The organism is Bradyrhizobium sp. USDA 4503, from assembly GCF_054055815.1.
Genome location: NZ_JBSRXS010000001.1, coordinates 6,756,352 through 6,780,418 on the forward strand (window position 1 = coordinate 6,756,352; position 24,067 = coordinate 6,780,418).

Sequence of the window (24,067 nt, forward strand, 5' to 3'; positions counted from 1 at the left end):
GCGGCAAAAATAACTCGGCTTCCCGGGAACGGTTGGGCGCACGTGCGAGTTTCGCTCCCGTTAGGGGGTCCCATGATGCGTATTGATCCCGCCGCCGGCATCGTGGCCATGGCCGTCCGGCGGTTGTGTGACGTGCCGGACGGTGTCGACGCCCGGCCGCCGCGGGGACAGACGCGATGAAGCCTGGTCCGTCCTCGGAACGCGCGGTCATCCTCGCCGCGAGCGAGCGGGACGCCGTCAAGACTGCTCACCTGATCAAGGAAGCCGGCTATTACGCCAACATCTGCGGTGATCTCGCCGAGCTCGAACGCCAGATCGCAAGCGGGGCGGGCCTTGCCATCATTGCCGACGAGGTGATCAGGGCCGCCGATCTCGCCGGCCTGACGCACTGGCTGAACGAGCAGCCGTCATGGTCGGACTTTCCTATCGTGCTGATCAGCGAGAAGGGGGGACCCGAGCGCAATCCCGAAGCAGCGCGGCTCGGCCGGGCGCTCGGCAATGTCACCTTCATCGAGCGGCCGTTTCATCCGACCACGCTGGTAAGCCTGGTCGCCGCGACGGTGCGCGGCCGCCGCCGCCAATACCAGACCCGTCAGATCCTCGAGGATCTGACCGAGAGCGAAGGTCTGCTGCAGACCGCGCTCAATGCCGGTCATCTCGGCGCGCTCGAGCTTCATCTGCCGGATTTCGAGCTCGAGGCGTCGCCGACCTGCAAGACCTATTTCGGGCGCAGGCCGGGCGATCCCTTCACCTATCAGGATCTCCTGGACGCGGTGCATCCCGACGACCGCGCGCGCCGGAGCGAGATCGTCGAACAAACGTTGCGCACCGGCTCGGATTATCAGATCGAATACCGCAACATCTGGCCCGACGGCACCGAGCACTGGGTTGACGTGCGCGCGCGTGCGGTGCGTCGGCCCGACGGCGGCATCCGCTCGCTGGTCGGCGTTTGCTCCGACATCAGCGCACGCAAGACCGCGGAGATCGAGCGCGAGGCATTGCTGGCGCAGCTTGCCGCCGAGCGCACCGCACTCGCCGAACTCACCGCGACGCTCGAGCAGCGGGTCGAGCAGCGCACCGCCGACCTGATGAAGGAGGTCGCGGCGCGCGAGCGGGCGCAGGAACAGCTCCGCCATGCCCAGAAGATGGAGGCGATCGGCCAGCTCACCGGCGGCGTCGCGCACGACTTCAACAATCTGCTGATGGCGGTGATGGGCAATCTCGATCTGCTGCGCAAGCGCTTGCCGGAGGACCCACGCCTGCGTCGGCTGGTCGACGGCGCATTGCAGGGCGCCGAGCGCGGCGCGTCGTTGACGCAGCGGCTGCTGGCATTCGCGCGGCAGCAGGATCTGCGCGCGGTGCCGGTCGATCTCGGCGCGCTGGTGCGCGATATGAGCAATCTGCTCGAGCGCTCGCTCGGACCGCGCATCATGTTGCGGCTCGACATTCCCGAGGGGCTGCCGCTCGCCTGCGTCGACAGCAACCAGCTTGAGCTTGCGGTCCTCAACCTTGCGATCAATGCGCGCGACGCGATGCCGGATGGCGGCGTGATCGAGATCCGCCTCGCGACCTGGCAGGCGAAGAATGATCCGGCGCTGCAGCCTGGCGACTATTTAAAGCTCTCGGTGATCGACAGCGGCACCGGCATGTCGCCGGACGTGCTGAAGCGCGCGATCGAGCCGTTCTTCTCGTCGAAGCCGGTGGGCAAGGGCACCGGGCTCGGCCTGTCGATGGTGCATGGGCTCGCCGTGCAGCTCGGCGGCGAGCTGGAGCTGTCGAGCGCGGTCGGCAAGGGCACCACGGCTGCACTGGTGCTGCCGGTTGCAACGGCGGTGCCTGAAGTCGAGAGCCCGGCGCCTGCAGCGCAAACGGTCAAGCGCTCGGCGGTGATCCTGCTGGTTGACGATGATCCGTTGATCGCGATGTCCACCATGGAAATGCTGGAGGACCTTGGTCACCGCGTGATCGGCGTCAATTCCGGACCGCAGGCGCTCGAAATCCTCAGGAGCGACCAGGAGATCGACCTGATGATGACCGATCACGTGATGCCCGGCATGACCGGCATCGAACTCGCCGCCGCTGCGCGCAAGGTGCGGCCGCAGCTTCTGGTGCTGCTCGCCACCGGCTATGCCGAACTGCCCGACGGCACCCAGGTCGACCTGCCGCGGCTGGCCAAGCCCTACCACCAGGATCAGCTGCGCGACCGACTCGATCAGTTGCTCGGGCAGGGCACCGGTCAGCAAGCTGCTGCCGCCAACGCCGACAGTCTCGCCACGCCTTCCACTCTGTCCCCGTCACCCTGAGGAGCCGCGAAGCGGCGTCTCGAAGGGCGCCGGCCCGGCTGCTGCCGCAAGCGGAGATAGCGCAAGCTGAAACATCGGGGCCGTGCATCCTTCGAGGCTCGCTCCGCTCGCGCCTCAGGGTGACGGTGCGCACAGCTCCATCCGCGTCATTGCGAGCGAAGCGAAGCAATCCATAGCCCGGCAGGTCGGAGAGATGGATTGCTTCGTCGCTTCGCTCCTCGCAATGACGGCGGAGCAAAAGCGTCACAACCTCTCAGGATGACGGGACCAGCAATCGTCGTGCGAGCATCCTACCCCACCATGCGGTCGCGGCCGGTCCAGAAGCGCGCCTTCAGCACCTTTTTGTCGACCTTGCCGACGCCGGTCATCGGCAGTTCCTTGACGAACTGGATCTGCTTCGGCGCGTGCGCCGAGCCCTTCTTCGCCTTCACCAGTCCGATCAGCTCGTCGGCGTCGGGCACAGCGCCCTCGCGCGCGACCACGACGGCGGTGACGGCCTCGCCCCATTTGTCGTCGGGCACGCCGACCACGGCGACCATCGCGACGTCGGCGTGTTGCGACAAGACATCCTCGACTTCGCGCGGGAAGATATTGAAGCCGCCGGAGACGATCATGTCCTTCTTGCGGTCGAGGATGAACATGTAGCCGCGCTCGTCCATGCGCGCGATGTCGCCGGTGTGCAGCCAGCCGCTCTTCAGCGTCTCCGCCGTGATGTCGGGCCGCTTCCAGTATTCGGCCATCACATGCGTGGCGCGCACGCAGATCTCGCCGGCCTCGCCGGTCGCGACCTCCTCGTCGTCCTGATCGAGGATCTTGACCTGGCAGGCGGCGATCGGGAAGCCGCAGGACAGGAACAGGTCCGGCGTTTTCGGGTCATGATCCGCCTTGCGCAGCACCGAGACCGGATAGCATTCGGTCTGGCCGTAAAGCTGGGAGAACACCGGTCCGATCCGCTCGATACCCTCGACCAGCCGGCTCGGCGACATCGCGGACGCACCGTAGAGCAGGAGCTCGAGCGAGGAGAGGTCGGACCTGTCGAGCGCGGGATGATCCAGCATCACATAGATCATGGTCGGCACGAACAGCGTGAAGTTGATCTTCTCGCGCGCGATGGTCGTGAACACGGCCTCCGGATCGAACCCTTTCAGCATGTGCACGGTGCCGCCGCGCATCAGCGTCGGCAGCACTTTGGTGCCCGCGACATGGCTGATCGGGGCCACGGTGAGGTAGCGCGGCGTCTCCGGAATCTCGAAATCGGCGAGGATCGCCGCGGCGAAGCCGCCATATTCGCGGTGATAGCGCAGCGCGCCCTTGGATTTGCCGGTCGTGCCGCCGGTGTAGTTCAAGGTCGAGATGTCGTCGGCGCGGGCGAAATTCTTCGCGCTTGCGCTGCCGGCGTCCCCGGCCACCTGCAACAGGTCGGCGCCGTAATCCGCCGGGCCGAGCGTGAACACGGTCTTCAGGCCCTGCGCCTTCGCCGTGAGCTCGCCGCCGCGATCGCGAAACGTGATGCCGTCGACGATCAGCATCTGCGCTTCGGAATCCTCGATCTGGAACAGCTGGTCGTCGAGCGAGCCCAGCGGATGCAGCCAGGTAATCGCGAGCCGCGACAATTGCGCGGCGACGCCGGCGCACCAGCTGTCGGCGCGGTTGGCGGTAAGCAGCGCGACGCGGGTGCCGGGCGCAAAGCCGAGCCGCATGAACACGCTTTGCATTCGTCCGATCAGATCGGTCGCGCCCTGATAGGTGAGCGAGCCGCCCGGCCATGCGAAGGCGGTGCGCGATGGATAGCGCGCCAGCGCCCGCAGGGTCTGTTCGCACACCGCCGGAAATGCATAGAGCGGATTGCTCATCTGGTTGTCCCTCCCGCCTTTGTCTTTGGCTTTTGTCGTGCCAATGTTGGCGGCAACGCTAACACAATGATGATGGGAAGGAACAACTTGTCCGCCGATCTTCTCGCGCGTTTTCGCGATCGCCTCCGGCTGCCGCTGATTGCGGCACCGATGTTCCTGGTCTCCGGTGTCGAGCTGGTGGTAGCCGCCTGCCGCAACGGCGTGATCGGTTCGTTTCCGACGGTGAATTGCCGTGAGACGGAACAGCTCGATGCCTGGCTCGACGACATCGCGCGCCGCCTGCAGGCACATGCCGATGCCAGCGGCCAAGCAGCCGCGCCGATTTGCCCGAACCTGATCGTGCATCGCTCCAATACGCGGCTGGCCCAGGATCTCGCCGTGCTGCTGCGGCACAAGCCCGAGCTTGTGATCACCTCGGTCGGCTCGCCCGCGCCGGTGCTTGGCCCTCTGCACGATGCCGGCGCGCTGGTGTTCGCCGATGTCGCCTCGATCCGCCATGCCGAGCGCGCGGCAGCAGCCGGCGCCGACGGGCTCGTGCTGCTCACTGCGGGTGCAGGCGGCCAGACCGGCTGGCTCAATCCGTTCGTGTTCGTCCGCGCTGTGCGCGGCTTCTTCGATGGACCGATCGTGCTTGCCGGCGGCATCAGCGACGGCCACGCGCTCCGCGCCGCAGAGGCGCTCGGCTGCGACCTCGCCTATATGGGCACCAAGTTCATCGCGACGCGCGAGAGCATGGCGGACGGCAGGTACAAGCAGATGCTGGTCTCTTCCACCGCCGACGACATCCTGCTCACGAGGGCGTTCACCGGCCTGCAGACCAACATGCTGCGGCCCTCGATCGAGGCCGCCGGTCTCGATCCCGACGATCTGCCGGCGCGCGGCGCGATCGACATCGGCAAGGACATCGACATCGGCGCCCGCGAAAGCCGCCCCAAACGCTGGCGCGATATCTGGAGCGGCGGTCATTCCACCTCAGGGGTGACCGGGGTGCTCGGCGTCGACGAACTCGTGGCGCAGACGATCGCGGAGTATGACGCGGCGAGCGCGCGGGTGCGGCTCTAGAGTCGCTGCTTTGACGCGTTCCCTTCGCGCCAACTGGTGCCCGAAGGCCCGCTGGTTCGCGAAATAGCAGCACTCAAATCCCGCCCATCCGCTTAACGCGGCATTAACCATGCCAGTCCCAACAATAGCGTCACGGGCCGCCACGGCTGGTCGCCCGGCAGTTTGTGGGAATGCGACATGGCCTTTGAGGCGCTCTCCAAGACCCCGGCATCGCTCGACGAGCTCCGGACCCGGGTGTTTTACGCCCTGCAGCGGCATCCGCTGTGCCGTCAGGTCGAATTCGACATTGTCAGCACGCCGCGCACCCGCCGCACCAACTGGACGGTCAGCATGCACACGGTCCAGCCCGGCGCGCTCTGGACGGCGCATGAGATCGTCGCCGACATCCAGGAAGCCTATGAGCTTGACGTCGCGGCCTGATTTTCCGGCCGTTTCGGGACAATTTCACCTATTTGGCGCCGTCACGGCACGCTACCGCCGCATTTCGCGCGCAGTTTGCGGTGACACCGGCCGGCAATGGAGTAGTTTTTGACCAGAGCCATCACCCTCGCCGCGCTGACATGCTTCCTCCTCGCAGGCGCCGCGGTAACAGCCATTTTGGGCCGTGACAGCCTGCCGGCGGCGCAGGCCGACATTGGACCGGTCGCCAATCGTGCCAGCAAGCAGGACAAGCTCGCCGTCTCGACGCTTGCCGCGGCCGCGTTTGAGGCGCCCCAGCCGATTGAGCCTCCCGCCAATCCGTCTCCGCTCTTGTTACGGGCCCAAGCCGCGATTCCGGGCGCGACTGACACGGTGCGCCAGGCCTATGCCTCCGTCGAGCCGACCGATGTCGGCCTGCCGAAGATCACCGACCCCGTCGATGCGGCTCAGCCGAAGATCGCCGAACCCGCGCCGGTCGCCCCGGCGCCGCCGAAGCCCAAGGCTGCGGCCAAGCCGGCGCCGCAGAAGAGCTACGCGCTGCTGAGCGACGCCCAGATCGCCGGCATCAAGGACCGGCTGAAGCTGTCGTCGTCGCAGGAATATTACTGGCCGGCGGTCGAGACCGCATTGCGCGCCGTCGCCCGCAAGATCCACGCCAAGCGCCAGGGCGATCCCGCATCCGGCAGCATGCCGATCGATCCGGACTCCGAGGAGGTCCAGCAGCTGAAGTCGGCGGCGATGCCGCTGCTGTTCCAGCTCCGCGAGGATCAGAAGAACGAGGTCCGTTCGCTGGCGCGCCTGATTGGCCTCGAACGTGTCGCTGCGATGATCTGAGCGGCAGGGTCCGGCCGAAGCGGATCTGCGCTCCTTGTGCTCTAGCGGGCCTCCGGCGGCCGCAGCTTCTCCACCTTACCCTGGGTTTCGACGAGCAGCTGTTTCATGAAGTCCTTGTTGCGCTTCAGCCAGGGCTCGAGCGTCTGCCTGACGTCGCTTGGCGACTTCTTCTCGATGGCTTGCGCCAGCCGGGTCTGAAACGTCCCCCAATCCTTGAACATCTCCTTCAGCAGCGCATCGTCGGAAATGTTGATCGCCGACTTGGCCGCCATTGGATCGGCTGCGTTCGCTGGTGCACGCCTTCATCCGCTCCGAATGCGAGGAAGCCGCGGTACGCGTCGCGCTGAGCGATGCCGCGCCGCTCTATCGCGATGCCCCCGAGGCGCGCGAGGCGCGGGCATCCGGCGAGCGCATCGTCGAAGCGTTCATGCGCGAGGCGTTGCCGAAAGCGTCCGGCGCGGTGCGCGACGGCGGGCGATCTGATCACGACGACGCTAAGTACGGTGGGCAAGGATTTTTCCGAGAGCCCGCGAACGCCCGCCGAGATCGCGACCTATGCCGACGCCATGGTCGACATGTTCTGCGCGATCTGAGGAGTCTCGGAAAGCGCTGAAGTTCACAGATAGTGCTTGGCGACCAGCAGAAACCCGAGCACGCCGCCGGTCACAGCGAAAACCGTCACGCCATTGCAGAGACTGACGTAAGCGGCCGACCAGTAAGAAACAGTCTGAGCGGCCGTCGCAACTTTTTTCGACTTCTGGGGCAAGCCAATTGGCTCCTGAAAAAGGCGCCGCCATCTGGTCAACACAGATGACGGCGCCCGTCTGAGGGCTTCAGGGCGAAACCCTGCTGCAGCGTAAGGTGCGATCATGAACGGTTCGTATACCGCCCGGCTGTCGCAAGCTCGCATGTCAGCTGAAGCGTCGAGGTTCCCTAAAGCATCATCCGGAAAAGTGCGCAGCGGTCTTCCGAAAAAGATCATGCTCAAACAAGAGGCCAAAGCGCGATGACGATTCGACCCAATCTCATCGCGCTTTAGAACGAAGCGTAGGCATTTCGAAATGCGATGGCGCCAGCCAGCGAGCGCGGCCGCGTGCGCACGGCATGCCCGTCGTTGCCGCTCTGCACGATCCACTGGCCGTTCTCCTGACCCACGATCTTGCCGACGTGGTGACGCCAAACCACGATGGTGCCGACCGAGGGGCCGCCGGCATTGGTGCCGTAGCTTGCCCAGGATCGGGCCAGATTGAATTGCGGACCGGGATCGCTGCCGACCTGGGTGCGCATGAACCAGCCGCACCACGCAGCTGGGCGACCGGAATGTGCAGAGTGCCGATGGTGATGGTGACGGCCGCGGGCTTCGGCAGTTGAAGCGAACGCCAAAAGAACCGCCACAGCGGCGAGAAGTTTACGCATTACAAAGTCCTTCTTGCTGTTGGCAGACCATCCATGTTGTGGGGGGAAGCGCAGCGATGATCTGCGATTGGCTTGCGAAGCGACCGCATCGGTCAGGCGACGCATAACGAAGGCGGGGCATGGCCCGCGCAGGCGTTTAAGAAACGGGCTATGGCCAAAATATGGCCGGTACGTCCCGTCAGGCGGCCGCGACACTGCCGAAGACGTCAGGCTTGGTCCGCGCAATGGCTGCTAATTTGATCACCGCGGTTGTGCTCTCGGACAGCGACGCGTTGTCGAGCCGGCCAGCCTAGGATCGGCTGCCGATCGTGAGTCAGTGCGGTGTGGTGATTGTAAACAGTCCGTCTTCGCTTTCGCGTTGCTCGAGCTTCGCCGGACACGCTTCGCCCTTGCAGGCTTCGCGGCCGCGCCACGCGAAGCCTGCAAAGGCGAAGCGTGGTGCACCATTCAGAATACAAATGCGCAATCTACCTAATCTAAATACCTGTATAATTCAGCTGCGGACAAGGTCGACACGTTTCCGACCTATCGCTTGGTCTTGTGAAGGACCAATTTGCCCTGTGAAGCGACATCGCCCCACCTGGCGGACCAATTGAGTTCCGAGGCGGAGGGTCGCTCAGTGCCTTTCTGATCCCAAGCTCCCTGTAGCGCAAATAGAGCCCCTTGGGGATCGGCACATCGCAAGATCCAGCAACCGTCGGGCAACTCGATTGGACCTTGGAGGACCCGGCCCCCGCCAGCATCAACGCGCTTGGCAGCCGCACCGATGTCATCGACATTGAAGTAATAGAGCCAGCAGGGTTGCGATACGCTCGGAAGTTTGGTGAGCATTCCGCCGATCGTCTGGCCGGCCGCCGAAAACAATTCGTACAGGTCGGCCGGCCCGGTTTCAGCGTGAGCCTTCTGCCAGCCAAGAAGCTCGCCGTAAAACGGGAAGATCTTGTTCCGGTCTTCAGCCAGCAACTCGTGCCAGCCCACGCGTCCAGGCTCGTCCAATCCGCTGGACTGCCGTTGGCCATATGTCAGCCCGGAAACCAGTGCAAACGTCGCTCCTTGCGGATCGGCGACCACCGAAATTCGGCCAATATTGCTGGCGGTCGGCGTTATCAGAATGGCGCCCCCACGACGGCGGACCTGCACGGCTTTCGCATCCACGTCGTCGACGGCGATGTAGCCGACCCATCTCGGCCTCGCTCCCAATCGCAGCCCTTCTTCCGGGAGATGCATGAGTCCAACTGCCGGGGCGTCGCCTGCAGTAAGCAGCGTGTAGGCGAATTCCGGAGTCGACGCATCCTCCACCGCCCAGCCGATGACCTTGCCATAAAATGCGGCTGCTGCCGACATGTTCGTCGTCAGCAACTCATACCAAGCGAAGCGTCCGAGTTGATCGACCAAGCTAATTTCCCCTTCAAGCGGACCGACGATTGCGCACTGCATCAAATTGCACCCGTTGCAATCCGCTCCACGGGCGCGGATTCTCGATTTAATCGACCAAATTGCGCGATATCGTTCATGAAGATGAATGCAATCAGAACGAGCTCTATTACATTTTGTGTATATCGTAATTCTTGTCTGCCTCGTTCGCTCGGCGTAAGATGGTGCTTCGGAAGTCCTTTCTTCCAAACTGGGAGGATGCGGCCATGCAGCGGGCGAAGCAAGCTTCGAGAAAGAAGCGAACGACCAACGCCGCGGTACCGGCGCTGGGATTAGCCGGTCTGACTTTTTCGCTCGCGGGCAGCGCATATGCCTCCGCCGTGCCCTCCGACGACGTTCAACACAAGCCGAACTTCGCGCCGGGCCATATGACGACGCTCAGTGAGGAAGAACTCGCCGACGTCAGTCTCGCCACCTTTCACCTCAATCTCATCGACGATGAAAGCGTCGGAGGCCGCGTGCTGCTCGCGCGGGGATGCGGTGGTTGCCGTGGCTGCGGAGGCGCCAGAGGTTGCGGAGGCTGCAGGGGTTGCGGAGGATGCAGGGCCTGCAGAGGCTGCCGCTGCGGTGTCGGTTGCGGTGGATGTGGCGGCTGCGGCGTTGGTTGGATCGGCGTAGGCGTGCCATTGGTCACATGCGCAGGCTGCTGTGCATCCTGGGGCCGCTGCCGCTGGTGCTAGCGCTCACTGACTGGGCGTCGACACGTCGCGATTTCATTGGCCGGGCGCCCGAACGACCCGGCCAATTTTTTGCTTTCGTTATACATTCGCCGCGCCTGGCTGATCAGCTTGCCGACGGTGGGCGAGTGTGATCCAAATTGCTCGCAGAATGCCGGTGGCGAACGCGGCGCACAAGTCGCGCAATGCCAATGGTTCGCCGCGCGCCGGCGATCGGAAGTGACAGCAACAGGATCAGCGTGCCGCCCCGATGACAGTCAATGGCAAGAGCCGCACCGCGAGGCAGAGCCGCAAGGGCATTTTGCGATTCGCGCCGAACTTTACCGCTTATGTGATTCCTCCCGATGTGGTCTGCCTCTACTCCGAGAACCGCAAATTCTTCCTGCATGGTGATCTCTATTGTGCGGTGGCCGCGGCGATCGGCAAAAATGGTAAGGCTGCACCAGAGATCGTTCGGCAGCTCTCAAAGAATTTTCCCGCCGACAAGATCGAGGAAGCGATCAGGCGGCTGCTGGAGCGCCGATATGTTGTAAGCGGCGCGCCGCACGCGTTCGCAGGCGCCGTCGATGGATATTGGGCGAGTCTCGGCCTCCCCCCCGAGGTCGCAGAACAGAATCTCCGCGATTGCCCCGTGCGGGTCGAAGCCATCGATGTCAAAGGCGCCAACGAACTTGCCGCGGCCTTGAGCAAGCTCGGTGTTCGGATCACCAAGCGGTCGCCCAAGCTCACGATCACACTGGCGAACGACTATCTTGACCGGCGGCTCGTCGAATTGAACGGAAAGCGCTTTGGCGATGGGACGCCCTGGCTGCTGGCGCAGCCGTCCGGCGTGTTTCCGCTGGTGGGACCCGTGTTCAAGCCGGGCGAGAGCGCCTGCTGGACTTGCTTGTTCGATCGCATGATACGCAATCGGGAGATCAAGGGATTTCTCGATCGCAGAGCGGCGCAGGTGGTCGCCGTATCGCCCCTGGTCGGCGACGCCGTCGGACAGATCGGCATCCACTTCGCTGCTGTTGAAATTGCAAAAGCGATTGCCTCGGGATTTCGTACCGATCTGCGCGATCACATCGCAAGCTTCGACCTGACCGGTGCCGTCATTGCCAAGCATTACGTCGCGCGACGCCCGCAGTGTCCTACCTGCGGCAGCAGGAAGCTGCAGAGTCCGCGCCGGGCGGCAGCGCCGATCGAGATCGCGGAGGGCGGAAAGCTCGTCATGACCAGCGGCGGTTACCGCGCCGTGACGTCGCGAGCCACCGTAGCACGGTTCCGCAAGCACGTCAGTCCGCTGACCGGCGTCGTCTCGCGGCTCGAGCGGATCGAGGCCGATCTGCCGATGAACACGAATTTTTTCGCCTACCACAATTTCTCGGCGCCGGCCTGGAACGTCGACCAGCTCAGATCCGGATTGAGCGGCGGCAGCTTCGGCAAGGGCTCCACAGCCGAGCAGGGCGAGGCAAGCGCGTTGATGGAGGCGATCGAGCGCTATTCGGGTATTTTCCAGGGGGACGAGATCAGGACGAAGCGCCGCTTTGTCGATTTCGCTCCCGGCGACGCTCTTCTTCCCAACGAAGTACAGCTTTTCAGCGACGCGCAGTTTCAAAACAGACACACCTCGCAGCCGGACGATTCACATCTGGTGCCTGAGCCGCTCGATCCCTCGACCAAGACGGAGTGGTCGCCGGTCTGGTCGTTACGCGACAAGCGTTTCAAACATCTTCCAACGGGTCTCTTGTACTTCTTCTATGGCGGCTTCCACACCGATTCCAACGGATGCGCGGCCGGCAACACCCGGGAGGAAGCCATCGTTCAAGGCTTCCTCGAACTGGTCGAACGCGACGCCTACGCGATCTGGTGGTACAACCGGCTGCAACGTGCAGAAGTCGACCTCGCGCAATTCGAAGATCCCTATGTGCGGGATCTGCAAGCCCAGCTTGCCGATGCGGGGCGCAGGCTTTGGGTGCTCGACATCACCAGCGATCTCGGCATTCCCTCTTACGTGGCGATCATCCATTGGATGCAGAACGGACACGAAAATATCGAATTCGGTTCCGGCTCGCATTTCGATCGCCGCATAGCCCTGCTGCGTTCCCTCACCGAACTGACCCAGTTCATGTCGATTGGCATGATGGGCGGCGGAAGTGGCGAGAAGCCGACGCTGGACGGTGTCACGCCGCTGCGACTGGACGATTATCCGTTCCTGATCCCCAGCGACAATCCGATCGTGCCGTCGGCGCCGAGCCTCAAGGTTCACGACAACGCGCGCGACCAGGTCAATGCCTGCATCGAGATTGCCACCGGCGCGGGATTTGATTTCCTCGTGCTCGACCAGACGCGGCCCGATGTCGAGGTGCCCGTCGTCAGAGTGCTCGTTCCGGGGTTGCGACATTTCTATCGCCGCTTCGCGCCCGGCCGACTTTACGATGTTCCGATGAAGCTCGGATTGCTCAATCGTCCGCGACTGGAAAGCGAGCTCACGCCATTCCTTCCACACACCTGAAGGCTGGCTCGTTGCGCAACTTCCGGAAAACGAAGCTCAGGAAGATCGCACCCGTCATCGTCGCCCGATTGAACGGTCGTTGCTCCCTTCACATGCAGGCGGACGGAAGCATCGCTGCAGGTTTGGGCGGCTACTCGATCAATCTGGGACAATTCAGCGCGGCAGCGGTCGACCGTGCGGGACATCTCACCAGCGGCCTGCCGCTCGCCTCCTTTGCGGGCAAAGGCGTCCTCGCGAGGCAGGTTCATGCCCTCGTGCGGCGACTGGCAGGGCATGGACTTCTCGAATACCGCTTATGCTCTCCGCGTGACGAGCAAGACCTCGTGGTCATCGAGCCGCAGGTCGCCGAATACTGGCCACAACGCGCAAAGCTGGGGAGCGGTGATACCATTGTGTTGTCGCGCTTCGCCTATCTGCGCAGGCGCGACAGCGAGATGGTGCTGGAATCGCCGCGCGCCGGCGCGCTGTTTCGGATTTTCGATCCCGCCATCGCTGCCACCCTCGCTGCCCTGTCGCGGCCTCAGAAGATCAGCAACCTTCGCCGCCATGCGGCCTCCGCGAACCTCGATCTGCTCGGATTGCTGATCGACAGCAAGATGCTGATTAGGCTCAATGCGAAAGACGGCGACGGCCTTCGGGTGAATGAAGGCGACGGCAATCTCGTTCTCTGGGACTTCCACGATCTCGTGTTTCATACGAGGAGCACGGAGGGCCGGCACACTAATCCAGTGGGCGGCGCGTTCACCCATGCGGGCGTCGTTCCACCGCTACCCGCGGTGCGTCCGCCTTGGCCCGGCAAGAAGATCGACCTCGGCAAATTCTCCACGTCGGGGTCGGCCTCGCACTTCGCGAAGCTGTTGCGCGAACGCCATTCAATACGAGATTTCGACGACCAGCATCCGGTCACGCTCGCCGAGCTCGCGCAGTTTCTCGACACGACAGCCCGCGTGCTCTCGGAATGGAAGATCGGTGCAGATTTTGACGGCGGTCCCGAGGTCACCTACAGCGCAAGACCCTATCCGTCGGCAGGCGGCGCGTATGAGCTGGAACTATACTTGGCGGTCTTGAACTGCGGGGAGCTTGCACGTGGACTTTACCACTATGACGCGGGCAGCCACGCGCTTGTCGCGATCGACACCTCCGCCCAACAACTCCAAGCGCTTTCTACGGCGGCCGAGTTTGCCATGGACGCATCCGGTCCACCGCAGGTCTTGATCACGATCGCCGCGCGCTTTGGGCGGATCTCCTGGAAATACAGCTCAATCGCATATTCGCTGATCCTGAAGGACGTCGGCAACCTGATCCAGACGTTCTATCTGACGGCGACCGACATGGGCCTTGGTGGCTGCGCAATCGGCACCTGCAACATCGATCTGTTTGCAAAAATGACGGGGCTTGAATTCCACGTGGAGGGCCCGGTCGGTCAATTCGCGCTCGGGCGCGGCAGGAAACCGGCCCCCTCTAGCTAAGGGGAGGTCTTTCGAATGTTTACGGCCTGGATCGCACGCGAATGGCGCCCAGCGGCGGGATTCGGCTTCGCCCTTCGGGCTACGCCGGGACGAGCCTTCGTGCGGATGAATGGTGCCCCTGGCCGATAATCGCCTAATGGCATAACGAATTGAATTTGCAATAGTTTTAGCCGCCGATTGCTGCGGATACCAACAGCAATACCAACAAGATGACAGCTTTCAGTCTTCGAAGTGCCTATCTGCCGAGGGTCTGTGTGCCGGTTCTTTGGCGGCCGGCAAGGTCGCTCGGCGCACGAAAGTCTTTCATTCTGTCCAGGAGACGCGTCAGTCCGCGACCTTATCGAAGTCACACACCATGAGTGCGGTTTCGGCCAGGCTGATAATGTCCACCCGCAGATCCGTGGTCGTCCCCTGACCGATAATGCCTTGCAGCGTCAGTTCTCTGCTGAGCGCTTCGATCATCCGTTTCATACGTCGCCGGTACTTGATGCTCGAGCTTTCGTCGTCGTGACTGAACATGTCGCAGGCTGCAATTTGGTCTTTGCCGATGAATCGTCGGGTCAAAGAGGCATGCCAAACATGGGTATCGAGCCGCGAAAAGGTGTCGTCGGACCAGGTTGGGAGTGATTTTAGGACATGAGCTGATCGGGATTTCCAGCGCGCGCCATCGGCCGGTCGGGCAGCTTTGCGTCAGTCCTTGAGCAGCCGCCGCAACAGCTTGCCGGCCGGTGAGCGCGGCAACTCGGTCACGAAGCTGACATCGCGCGGCACCTTGTAAGGCGCCATGTTCTGGCGCGCCCATGCCGCGAGCTGGGCGGTGTCCAGCTCGGCGCGCGGCGCCAGGACGATGAAGGCCTTGACCACTTCGCCCTTGGTTGCGTCGGGCACGCCGATCACGGCCGACGCCGCCACGTCGGGGTGCTTGTTCAGGATCGACTCGACCTCTTCCGGGAAGACGCTGTAGCCGGAGACCTTAATCATCTCCTTGAAGCGCCCCATGAAGGTCAGATAGCCGTCGGCATCGAGGCTGCCCATGTCGCCGGTGTGTAGCCAGCCATTGCGCAGCGCTTCCGCGGTCGCGTCGGGACGATTGCGGTAACCCTTGAATACGCCCGGGCCGTGGATCACGATTTCGCCGGGGACGCCGGCCGGCATGTCCGTGCCGGAGTCGGGATCGACGATCCGGATCTCGTTGCCGGGCACCGGCCTGCCATGCGTGCCCCAGCGGATTGCGTTGCGCGGCATGAAAGTGTCGACCGTGTGGGTCTCGGTCAGCCCGTACGCCGCCTCGAAGCTCTCGCAGTTCGACGCGACGGCCTGCCATTGCCCCGCAAGCGCTTCGGTCCAGTCGATGCCGAAACTGGTCACGGGATTGACGCGGAGGCTTTTCAGCCTGAAGTCGGAAATGTTCGGGAGCTGCGTGACCGCGACGTTCATCGGCGCGACGCTGTACCACCAGCTCACCTGATAGCGGTCGATCGCCTGGGCCGTTACGAGCGGATCGAACCGGTACAGCAGCACGGACGTCGCGCCGGCATAGACCGGTGCATTGACGCCCATCACCATGCCGGCGATGTGATAAAGCGGCGCGATCGAGAGCAGCACGTCCTCGGCGCCGATCCCGTTGCACGTCACGGTCGCGGCCGTCTTGAAGATGACGTTGCGATAGGACAGCATCGCCCCCTTGGGCCGACCCGTGCTGCCCGACGTGTAGATCATCAGCGCCGTATCGTTCATGTCGATCGCGACATCGCGGGGCGACGCGCCGCTTGCGGTGACGGCGAGGAAGTCCTCGATCTCGCCGGCCGTACCGGCCGGCCTGGAGCCGGATGCGAACAGCTCGTCGGGAACGCCGATCGGCGGCCGCTCGGGCAGCAGGTCCGGGTAGCGGACCACGAAGACATGCTCGAGCCTGGTCTTGTCACGGACCTGAGCCACGATCGGCAAGAGCGGTTCGGCCGCGACGATCACGCGCGCGCCGAGATCGTCGAGCTGGTAGGCGAGCTCGTGCTCCTTGTTCAGCGCCCCGCAGGGCGAGGCAATGGCGCCGATCTTCTGGATGCCGTATTGCGCCATCAGGTATTGCGGACAGTTGTTCATGAACAGCGCGACCGGCTCGCCCTTGGCGACGCCGAGCTGCTGCAGGCGCGCCGCGAATGCATCACTCGCGCGATCGAGCTCGAGGAACGTGATGGCACGGCCATACCAGATGCAGGCCGGCTTTTCCGGCCGCTCGCGGGCATGGCTGCGGAGCATCTCGTGAAGCGGACGTTCGTCGACGTCCCTGGAAGGGTTTGTATTGGTCATTGGCAACAAGCTCTTGTGCTCATCGTCGTTCGGAAAGGTGCAAACAGGCCGTCTCAGGGGTTATATTCGGACATCGGTGCGCTCGGCTTGCTTGATCTGGCTCTCGCGTGCAGGACTGCAGGAAGAAACGCCGCAGAGCCCGCAAATTGGTTGCGGCGAAGTCTGGATTTCGATTGAGCGAGTGATCTGCATGAGGACCATCAAGATGCGATCCTATCCGCGTCGCGTCAACTTCGAGAGCGGGGACGTCGAGTTTCGGTTGATGGGGCCTGCCGACGAAGCCGCCGTCGGGAAATTTGCCAACGCGCTTGCCGTGCACGACATGCTTTTCCTGCCGCGGAATATCCGTGAGCCGAAGGTGCTATCGGCTTGGATCAAGGAGATCGAGCGCGGCTCGATCGTCAGCCTGCTGGTGGTGAAGGACGACATCGTGGTGGGGTGCGGCACAATCGTGCGGGACCCCGTGTCGTGGTCGGCTCATGTCGGCGAGATCAGGACCGTGATCTCCTCGCATGTACGCGGCACCGGCATCGGACGGGCACTTTCCAATGAGGCCTTTGACCTCGCGTTGTCGATGGGCCTGGAACGCCTGACCGTGCAGATGACGTCGGACCAGACCCGCGCGATCGCGATCTTCGAGGCACTCGGCTTCCGAGCCGAGGCGCTGTTGCGCGATCAGGTGAAAGACCTTCAGGGCAAGGCGCACGACATCGTCGTGCTTGGCGTCAATGTGGCGGACGTGCAGAAGCTCGAACCGGGCGGTGCGCCCGGTGCGATCGAGTAGCACGAGGACTGGCCGAGGAATCGCTTCGCCGTCCTCGTACCGTTTGCATCCATGACGGCAACGGTCGCGGTCATGCCGGCTTTCGCCGGTCGGTGCCAACGTTGCAAAAAATGCAACGGAAATAGGATGACACGATCATTGATGCAAGATGCTTTCTCTCCGATGCTGCGCAGGCAAGTTGGTTCACCGTTCACCGTTCACCGCATTGCCTCGCAATCCTTTTCCCAAGGTGTCCAGCATCATGACGTCGATTTCTCCGCCTTCCGCAGACCTGGTCGCCCCGGCGGTCAACCCCGCAAGCACCGGCAAGCTCACGCTGTTCGCTGCCGTTCTGATCATCGTTGCCGTCGCTGAGACGGTCGGGATCGTCCAGTTCCAGATCGGACCGGGCAAGGTGCTGCTTCAACCGATGGTGTGGGCGCTGCTGATTGCGGCCGCATGGAGCCTCTCAGCGCGTTATCTACCTACCGCCGCGCGGATCGGGCCGAGCCTGCAGACCTATGCGGGACAACTGCTCAACGCGGGCCTGTTGCTGTTCGTGATCAAGATGGCATTCACGGTCGGCGGCGCGCTGCCGGAGGTGCAGAAGGCAGGCTGGGCGTTGATCTTCCAGGAGCTCGGGCACACCTTCGGCACGCTCGTCCTCGGCCTGCCGATTGCGCTCCTGCTCGGCGTCAAGCGCGAAGCGGTCGGCGCGACGTTTTCGATCGGCCGTGAAGGCAACATGGTGATCATCGGCGAGAAATACGGCATGAACTCCGCCGAGGGGCGCGGCGTGCTGGCCGAGTACATCACGGGCACCGTGCTCGGTGCGTTGTTCATCGCGCTGTTGGCCGGCTTTGTCGCCAGCCTGCACATCTTCGATCCGCGGTCGCTCGCGATGGGCGCTGGCGTCGGCTCGGGCAGCATGATGGCGGCCGCGATCGGCACCATCAACGGCCACAATCCTCCCGAGACAGCGAAAGAACTGATCGCGATCGCCTCGGCGGCGAACCTGATGACCGCCGTCCTCGGCTTCTATTTCGCCCTGTTCTTCTCGCTGCCGGTTTGCTCGTGGCTGTATGACAGGCTGGAACCAGTGCTTGGCCGGTTCTCGAACTTCACGTCGGGAGATCTCGGGCCCTCGATCGCCAGCGCCAGCGAGACAAAGCACGGCACGTTCGGCTTCTCCGACTCGCTGCTCGCGTGGATTACTGTTGCGGGCGGCGTCCTGATCGGCAACTCGCTCACCTACAAGGTTCCCCTGCTGGAATCGTGCGCAGGTCTCCTGGTGGTGCTCGCGGTCGTCCTGCTGGTCGACGTCGTTGCCCGTCTGTTGCCGAAAGTGCCGCACATCCTTGTCCTGGTCGTGGTCACGACTGTGCTCGGCATTCCCGGCCTGCTGCCGTTTTCCAACGCGATGATTGGCTCGGTCGACAAGCTGAACTTCCTGGCTTTCACGACCCCTGTGCTGACGCTCGCCGGCTTCTCGGTCGCTAAGGATCTTCCGATCTTCAGGAAGCTGAGCTGGCGTATCGTGGTGGTCTCGCTGACGGCTGCGGCGGGCACGTTTTTCGGTGCGACATTGATCGCCGAATTCTTCCATCGCTAACCCACGAACAGATGGACCAACGCATGTCAGAGAAGTTTGGAATCGCCGACGATATCTGTGCCCGCATGCTGGATTGGCGCCATGACATCCATGCCAACCCGGAAACCGCGTTCCAGGAGCACCGCACCGCCCAGCTCGTGGCCGATGCGCTGATGGAGATGCAGATTCCGGTCCATCGCGGCCTCGGCGGCACCGGCGTGGTCGGAACGCTGAAGAATGGCGAAGGCCCGACGATCGCGCTGCGCGCCGACATGGACGCGCTTGATCTACAGGAACTGGGGGACCGCGCCCACAAATCAACCCGGGCCGGCAAAATGCACGGCTGTGGCCACGACGGCCACACCACAATGCTGCTTGGCGCCGCCGTACAGCTAGCCCGCCGCCGGCCGTTCCGCGGCACTGTTCACTTCGTGTTCCAGCCCGCCGAGGAGAATGAAGGCGGCGGCAAGAGGATGGTTGAGGAGGGGTTGTTCAAGATGTTTCCCGCCGACGCGGTCTACGGGATGCACAACATTCCGAATATCCCGCGAGGAAAATTCGCGATCCGGACCGGCATTGCGACGGCCTTCCTCGATACGTTCGAGATCGTCGTGACCGGGAGCGGTTGTCATGCCGCGACGCCGGAGAAGGGCATCGACCCGATCCTGGTGTCGGCCGATCTCGTCTCCGCGCTACAAGGCATCGTGAGCCGCCGCATCGGTGCCATGGACGCCGCCGTCGTGAGCGTCACACAGATCCATGGCGGCGACACCTGGAACGTGGTGCCCGAAACCGTCACATTGCGCGGTACGGTCAGAACGCTGGACGCCGAGATACAGGATCAGGTCGAGGCTGCCATGAAGCAGGTCTGCGCCGGCGTGGCGCAAGCCCATGGCGGAAAGATCGATCTGAGCTACATGCGAGGTTATCCGGGAGTGATCAACACGCCTGCCGAAGCGAATGCCGCGGCGTCGGCCGCCGCAAACCTCGTCGGCGTCGAACAGGTGCAAACCGACATCAAGCCGGCGATGGGATCGGAGGACTTTGCGTTCATGCTGCAGGAGTGCCCAGGCGCTTACATCTGTATCGGCGCGGGCGAGACCGCCAATGATCCGCCGTTGCACAACCCGTACTATGATTTCAATGACGCCATCCTGCCGATGGGCGCCGCGTATTGGGTCGAGCTCGTCAAGCAACAACTGCCTGCTGCCTGATGCTTTCGGTCTTCGACATATTCAAGATCGGCATCGGCCCCTCGAGTTCGCACACGGTGGGGCCGATGCGCGCGGCCGGCCAATTCGTCCGCGCGCTCGAGCGCGATGGCCTGCTTTCCAGAACGGTACGGGTCCGCGCCGATTTCTATGGCTCGCTGGGCGCGACCGGGCGAGGGCATGCGACCGATCTCGGCGTGATCCTCGGCCTGCTCGGCGAAAAGCCCGATACGGTTGATCCGGCCGAGGTGGCTCCGCAGCTTGCGGACATCCGGCGCTCTGGCGAGCTGCGGCTGCTCAACGTTCATCCGGTCCCGTTTCGGCGCGGGCACGATATCGTGTTCAAGCCCGACAGCGCACTCCCGGAACATCCCAATGGAATCCGCCTCGTGGCGTTCGCGGCCGACGGCAGTCTGCTGGCGGAACGCTACTACTTCTCGATCGGCGGCGGATTCGTGATCGAGCGTGGCCTTGGCGACGCCGCTGGCGGCGCAGGCGCCGAGCTCCCGGTCTGGCCGTATCCGTTCGGCACCGGCGCCGAGCTGGTTGCACGTGCGCAGTCGAGCGGTCGCTCGATCGCCGACATGGTGCTCGCCAACGAGTGCGTCCATCGCACCGACGCGGACGTCCGCGCCGGCCTCCTGAAGATCTGGGAGACGATGAAGCAATGCGTCGACCGCGGCTTCGGAATCGACAATGCCGGCGCGGCCGAACCGTTGCCCGGGCCGCTGGGCATTCGCCGTCGCGCACCGGCGCTCTACCGCGAACTGTCGGCCCGCAATAGCGACACCGAGAGCGTCGATCCGCTGGCGGCGATGGACTGGGTCAACGCCTTCGCGATGGCGGTGAATGAGGAGAATGCAGCACGCGGACGGATCGTGACTGCGCCGACCAACGGCGCCGCCGGCGTGATCCCGGCCGTGCTGCACTACTACGTCAAATTCTGTCCGGGCGCGACCGACGACGGCGTCGTGACGTTCCTGCTCACCGCGGCTGCGATCGGAATGCTCTACAAGGCGAATGCCTCGATCTCCGGCGCGGAAGTTGGCTGTCAGGGCGAGGTCGGCGTCGCCTGTTCGATGGCCGCAGGCGGCCTGACGGCCGTGCTCGGCGGTGCGCCGGCCCAGGTCGAGAACGCTGCCGAGATCGGGATGGAGCACAATCTCGGACTCACTTGCGATCCCGTCGGGGGCCTGGTGCAGATCCCTTGCATCGAGCGCAACGCGATGGGCGCCGTCAAGGCCATCAACGCCGCCCGAATGGCGCTGCGTGGTGACGGCAAGCACTATGTATCGCTTGATGCCGTCATCAAGACGATGCTGCAGACCGGCGAGGATATGAAGTCCAAATACAAGGAGACATCGCTGGGCGGGCTCGCGGTGAACGTCGTGGAATGCTGAAGCACGGCGGTGCCGGCGAATTACCTCGATAGCGAACTCGGCATGATTGGATACGATCCGCGCGCCGTCCCAAGGTTGGGGATAGGGGAAGCCGGCCAGTTGCTGCCGGCATTGCGAATGATTTCGATTTGAGCAAGACTTTAGGTCCAAGGAGGTAGACGACCATGAGCGCTGGAAGGCGCCTGCGAGACGCTGTGCCGGAATGCCAATTGCCGCCGGATTTCGACCAGCATGTATATTCGGCGCAGTTGATTGCTGCCATCATCGCCGAGCTCGGCAGGCAACAGGTTCGATCGTCCGTGGCGCTGGCGGGCACCGGCTTGACCGAGGATCAGCTCGAAGCTCATACGACGCGTATCTCGTACCGGCAGATCGACATCGTGATTCGCAATGCACTGCGGCTGTCGAACGAACCGACGGTTGCGCTCCGCGCCGGACAGCGCATGCGCGTGACCGCGCACGGAATGTACGGATATGCTTTGCTGAGCAGCGCGACCTATGACGATGCGCGCGCCTTCGCCAATCGATACCTTCGGGTCGTCGGCCCGCTGTGCGATGCGAAATACTCGTATGACGGCGCGGCGGTCGTCTGTGCGTTCGAGCCGTTGCATTGGCCGAATCCGACGCAAGACGTGCATCGCTTCGCGGCCGAGTTCGCCCTGTCGTCGCATTTGACGACGATGAAGGACCTGGCGGGCGAGTCGTTCTGCTTCTCGCGGATTTCCCTTGCCTATGGTGAACCGGCGCATGCCGACGCCTACCAGATGTTCTTCGACTGCCCGGTCCAGTTTCGCCAGCGCGGCAACGAGTACAGATATCAGCTGTCTCAGGCCGACGGTCCGGTGGCGCTGGCGGATTCCCGCACCCACGGAATGGCGCGCGAGATGTGCGAGCAGGTGCTGTCCGAGGTCAATCATGCAGGCGGCATCGCCGCCGATGTCCGGCGGGTCCTGATCGAGCAGCCCGGCAGGTATCCGAACATCGAAGCGATCGCCGAGCGGCTGTCGATGCATCCGCGTGCCCTGCGGCGGAGGCTCGAAGCGGAAGATACATCGTATCGTGAGCTGCTCGCCGAGGTGCGGACGCGGCTAGCGATGGAATATCTGCGCAAGACCGCGATGACCAACGAGGAGATCGCGAGCCGGCTGGGCTATAGCGACGCCGCCAACTTCCGGCATGCCTTCATCCGCTGGACCGGCAAGAGCCCGTCCGATTTCCGGGTCTCTTCGCCGGTGTGAAGGCCGTGCGGGCGGCGCAGCGCTGTATGTGACCGCTCGTTACTCCACGCTGTCCATAAGTCACCTCCGAACCGGCCTCGTCGAACCTCCTCGTGGTCGAACTCGATGCATAGATTGGCCATCGACGGCAAATGCGATGGCTCGTCAGGGAGTTGGAAGCGCGTCGGGCGCTGATCGCTTCTGCTCGGGGGCGTCCTCCGAACCTCAGCTGCGCCACACCGCCGCTGTGGTGCCCCCCGGTTCGGGCGCCTCGAGACTGGCCGCGCCTCTCATTCGAGGGCGCGGCCTTTTCTCGTGCGTGCGGTGAGGGCGGTAGGCGCCGCCTTGCGGTCAGCGCATCACGCCAGGACCTTGCTTTCGCGCATCCCGGCGATGGCCGCGTCATCGTAGCCGGCCTCGCGCAGGATCTGCGTGCTGTGCTCACCGACCGCGGGCGCCTTGCGCGGCTTCACCTTGGTTGCACCGTCGACAAAGAACGGGCTGTCGATGGTCAGCATCTCGTCGTTCTCGAACGGCACCAGCACGCCGGCCGACAGCATTTGCCGGTCGGCGGACAGGTCGCCCATCTCGGCAACGCATTCGAAGACGATGCCTGCTTCATCGAGGCGGGTCCGCCATTCGTCCCGGTCACGCGTCGCGAATGCCGCGTCGAACAGGGCGATCAATTCGGAGGAACGGGCGAAGCGATCGGCCTGCTTGGCAAAGCGCGGATCAGTGAGCAGGTCGTTGAGGCCGAGGCATTTCGCCACGGTCGGAAAGTCGCGCTGCTCGTTGACGATCGCGAGCAGCAGCCAGCGGCCGTCGCGGCAGCGGTAGTAGCAGCCGAGCGCATTGAACAGATTCTCGCGCGGCGGCCGCGGCGTGAACGTCGCCCCGCACAACGCCGCCTGCGCCATGATGCCGTTCGACCAGACGCCGTTGGCGAGCAGCGAGGAGCCGACCTGGGTGCCGCGTCCCGTGCGCTCGCGCTGATACAGCGCCACCGCGACGGCCGCGAACAGCGAAACGCCCGACGGGTGATCGCCCATGCCGGCCAGCGCCCGCGCCGGCGGCGTGCTGGCGTCGCTCCGCACCATGTCCATCAGGCCTGAGCGCGCCCAGTAGGCCGTGACATCGAAGCCGGGCTTGCCCGCCTCGTCGCCGGTCTCGCCATAGCCGGTGAAGGAGGCGTAGATCAGCCGGTCGTTCGCCGCGGCAAGCCGCTCGTAGCTGATCGCGAGCTTCCTGCGGACCGCGAGCGGATAGTTGGTGATGAAGGCGTCGGCGGTGGAGGCGAGGCGATGCAGCACCGCCTGGCCCTCGGGCTTCGACAGGTCGAGCGCAAGGCCGCGCTTGTTGCGATTGTCGAGCAGCCAGCCATAGGGCTGGTCGGATCTCGGCATGCCCGGCAGCTTCGGCACCTGACGGAACGCGTCGCCTGCACCGGGCGGTTCGATCTTGATCACGTCGGCGCCGAAGTCGCCGAGTAGCGTCGCGGCGGTTGGCGCGGCGATGAAGCTGCCGCAGTCGATGACCTTCAAACCTTCGAAGATGCTCATGTGAGTTCGTTTCCGCTTGATGCCCGGGATCAGCTGTTGTCCGTCGGCCAGGTT

The 24,067-nt window shown here is 63.8% G+C and carries 19 protein-coding genes and 1 pseudogene; 12 read left to right on the plus strand and 8 right to left on the minus strand.

The window, feature by feature from the left end:
* Window positions 1-176: 176 nt before the first annotated feature.
* Complete coding sequence (locus tag ACVMIH_RS32165; RefSeq protein WP_456864561.1) at window positions 177-2,303, plus strand: ATP-binding protein; 2,127 nt, start codon at window positions 177-179, stop codon at window positions 2,301-2,303.
* A gap of 290 nt (window positions 2,304-2,593) precedes the next feature.
* On the opposite strand, the gene ACVMIH_RS32170 is transcribed toward ACVMIH_RS32165, so the two are convergent.
* Window positions 2,594-4,156, minus strand: a complete 1,563-nt coding sequence (locus ACVMIH_RS32170; protein WP_057016394.1) for an AMP-binding protein — start codon at window positions 4,154-4,156, stop codon at window positions 2,594-2,596.
* 66 nt (window positions 4,157-4,222) lie between these two features.
* Between ACVMIH_RS32170 and ACVMIH_RS32175 the strand changes: the two genes are divergently transcribed.
* The 3 genes from ACVMIH_RS32175 to ACVMIH_RS32185 all read left to right on the plus strand — a co-directional run bounded on the left by ACVMIH_RS32175 (window position 4,223) and on the right by ACVMIH_RS32185 (window position 6,472).
* Window positions 4,223-5,218: an NAD(P)H-dependent flavin oxidoreductase gene (locus ACVMIH_RS32175; RefSeq protein WP_456853420.1), complete on the plus strand. Its 996-nt coding sequence runs from the start codon at window positions 4,223-4,225 to the stop codon at window positions 5,216-5,218.
* Between the two features lie 177 nt (window positions 5,219-5,395).
* A complete protein-coding gene (locus ACVMIH_RS32180) occupies window positions 5,396-5,638 on the plus strand; it encodes a hypothetical protein (protein ID WP_076825188.1) in 243 nt (80 codons plus the stop codon).
* A 108-nt stretch (window positions 5,639-5,746) separates the two neighbouring features.
* Complete coding sequence (locus tag ACVMIH_RS32185) at window positions 5,747-6,472, plus strand: hypothetical protein (protein ID WP_057016392.1); 726 nt, start codon at window positions 5,747-5,749, stop codon at window positions 6,470-6,472.
* Between the two features lie 41 nt (window positions 6,473-6,513).
* Here ACVMIH_RS32185 and ACVMIH_RS32190 read toward each other — a convergent pair whose 3' ends face one another.
* A complete protein-coding gene (locus ACVMIH_RS32190) occupies window positions 6,514-6,744 on the minus strand; it encodes a hypothetical protein (RefSeq protein ID WP_456783405.1) in 231 nt (76 codons plus the stop codon).
* Here ACVMIH_RS32190 and ACVMIH_RS32195 point away from each other — a divergent pair.
* A pseudogene (locus tag ACVMIH_RS32195) lies at window positions 6,738-7,085 on the plus strand (TetR/AcrR family transcriptional regulator); the annotation flags it as partial. The gene ACVMIH_RS32190 and the pseudogene ACVMIH_RS32195 overlap by 7 nt on opposite strands.
* A 3-nt stretch (window positions 7,086-7,088) precedes the next feature.
* Here ACVMIH_RS32195 and ACVMIH_RS32200 read toward each other — a convergent pair.
* From ACVMIH_RS32200 to ACVMIH_RS32210, 3 genes are all read right to left on the minus strand, one after another.
* A complete protein-coding gene (locus tag ACVMIH_RS32200) occupies window positions 7,089-7,343 on the minus strand; it encodes a hypothetical protein (protein WP_141340215.1) in 255 nt (84 codons plus the stop codon).
* Window positions 7,344-7,507: 164 nt separating this feature from the next.
* Entirely contained in the window at window positions 7,508-7,759 is a 252-nt protein-coding gene (locus tag ACVMIH_RS32205) for a C40 family peptidase (RefSeq protein WP_057016389.1), read from the minus strand.
* A 654-nt stretch (window positions 7,760-8,413) separates the two neighbouring features.
* Entirely contained in the window at window positions 8,414-9,283 is an 870-nt protein-coding gene (locus ACVMIH_RS32210) for a VOC family protein (RefSeq protein WP_456864563.1), read from the minus strand.
* A gap of 966 nt (window positions 9,284-10,249) precedes the next feature.
* Between ACVMIH_RS32210 and ACVMIH_RS32215 the strand changes: the two genes are divergently transcribed.
* Both ACVMIH_RS32215 and ACVMIH_RS32220 read left to right on the plus strand, forming a co-directional pair.
* Window positions 10,250-12,496, plus strand: coding sequence for a TOMM precursor leader peptide-binding protein (locus tag ACVMIH_RS32215; RefSeq protein WP_456864565.1), 2,247 nt, complete (start codon window positions 10,250-10,252; stop codon window positions 12,494-12,496).
* A 92-nt stretch (window positions 12,497-12,588) separates the two neighbouring features.
* Window positions 12,589-13,965, plus strand: coding sequence for a SagB/ThcOx family dehydrogenase (locus ACVMIH_RS32220; protein WP_456866592.1), 1,377 nt, complete (start codon window positions 12,589-12,591; stop codon window positions 13,963-13,965).
* A 324-nt stretch (window positions 13,966-14,289) separates the two neighbouring features.
* On the opposite strand, the gene ACVMIH_RS32225 is transcribed toward ACVMIH_RS32220, so the two are convergent.
* On the minus strand, window positions 14,290-14,529 hold the full coding sequence (locus ACVMIH_RS32225; RefSeq protein ID WP_141340218.1) for a hypothetical protein: 240 nt from the start codon (window positions 14,527-14,529) through the stop codon (window positions 14,290-14,292).
* A gap of 126 nt (window positions 14,530-14,655) precedes the next feature.
* On the minus strand, window positions 14,656-16,272 hold the full coding sequence (locus tag ACVMIH_RS32230) for an AMP-binding protein (protein ID WP_456864567.1): 1,617 nt from the start codon (window positions 16,270-16,272) through the stop codon (window positions 14,656-14,658).
* A gap of 190 nt (window positions 16,273-16,462) precedes the next feature.
* Between ACVMIH_RS32230 and ACVMIH_RS32235 the strand changes: the two genes are divergently transcribed.
* From ACVMIH_RS32235 to ACVMIH_RS32255, 5 genes are all read left to right on the plus strand, one after another.
* A complete protein-coding gene (locus tag ACVMIH_RS32235) occupies window positions 16,463-17,056 on the plus strand; it encodes an N-acetyltransferase family protein (protein ID WP_456864569.1) in 594 nt (197 codons plus the stop codon).
* A 241-nt stretch (window positions 17,057-17,297) separates the two neighbouring features.
* A complete protein-coding gene (locus tag ACVMIH_RS32240; RefSeq protein WP_456864571.1) occupies window positions 17,298-18,647 on the plus strand; it encodes a DUF3100 domain-containing protein in 1,350 nt (449 codons plus the stop codon).
* Between the two features lie 23 nt (window positions 18,648-18,670).
* The gene (locus tag ACVMIH_RS32245) at window positions 18,671-19,840 is read left to right on the plus strand and encodes a M20 aminoacylase family protein (RefSeq protein ID WP_456864573.1); all 1,170 of its coding nucleotides are present in this window, start codon (window positions 18,671-18,673) and stop codon (window positions 19,838-19,840) included.
* Window positions 19,837-21,237 (plus strand): L-serine ammonia-lyase, encoded by a 1,401-nt coding sequence (locus tag ACVMIH_RS32250; RefSeq protein ID WP_057016430.1) that lies wholly within the window; start codon window positions 19,837-19,839, stop codon window positions 21,235-21,237. The genes ACVMIH_RS32245 and ACVMIH_RS32250 overlap by 4 nt, the downstream gene beginning before the upstream one ends.
* 164 nt (window positions 21,238-21,401) lie before the next feature.
* On the plus strand, window positions 21,402-22,475 hold the full coding sequence (locus ACVMIH_RS32255; RefSeq protein ID WP_083714893.1) for an AraC family transcriptional regulator: 1,074 nt from the start codon (window positions 21,402-21,404) through the stop codon (window positions 22,473-22,475).
* A 338-nt stretch (window positions 22,476-22,813) separates the two neighbouring features.
* Here ACVMIH_RS32255 and ACVMIH_RS32260 read toward each other — a convergent pair whose 3' ends face one another.
* Window positions 22,814-24,013, minus strand: a complete 1,200-nt coding sequence (locus ACVMIH_RS32260; protein ID WP_456864575.1) for a CaiB/BaiF CoA transferase family protein — start codon at window positions 24,011-24,013, stop codon at window positions 22,814-22,816.
* Between the last annotated feature and the right edge of the window lie 54 nt (window positions 24,014-24,067).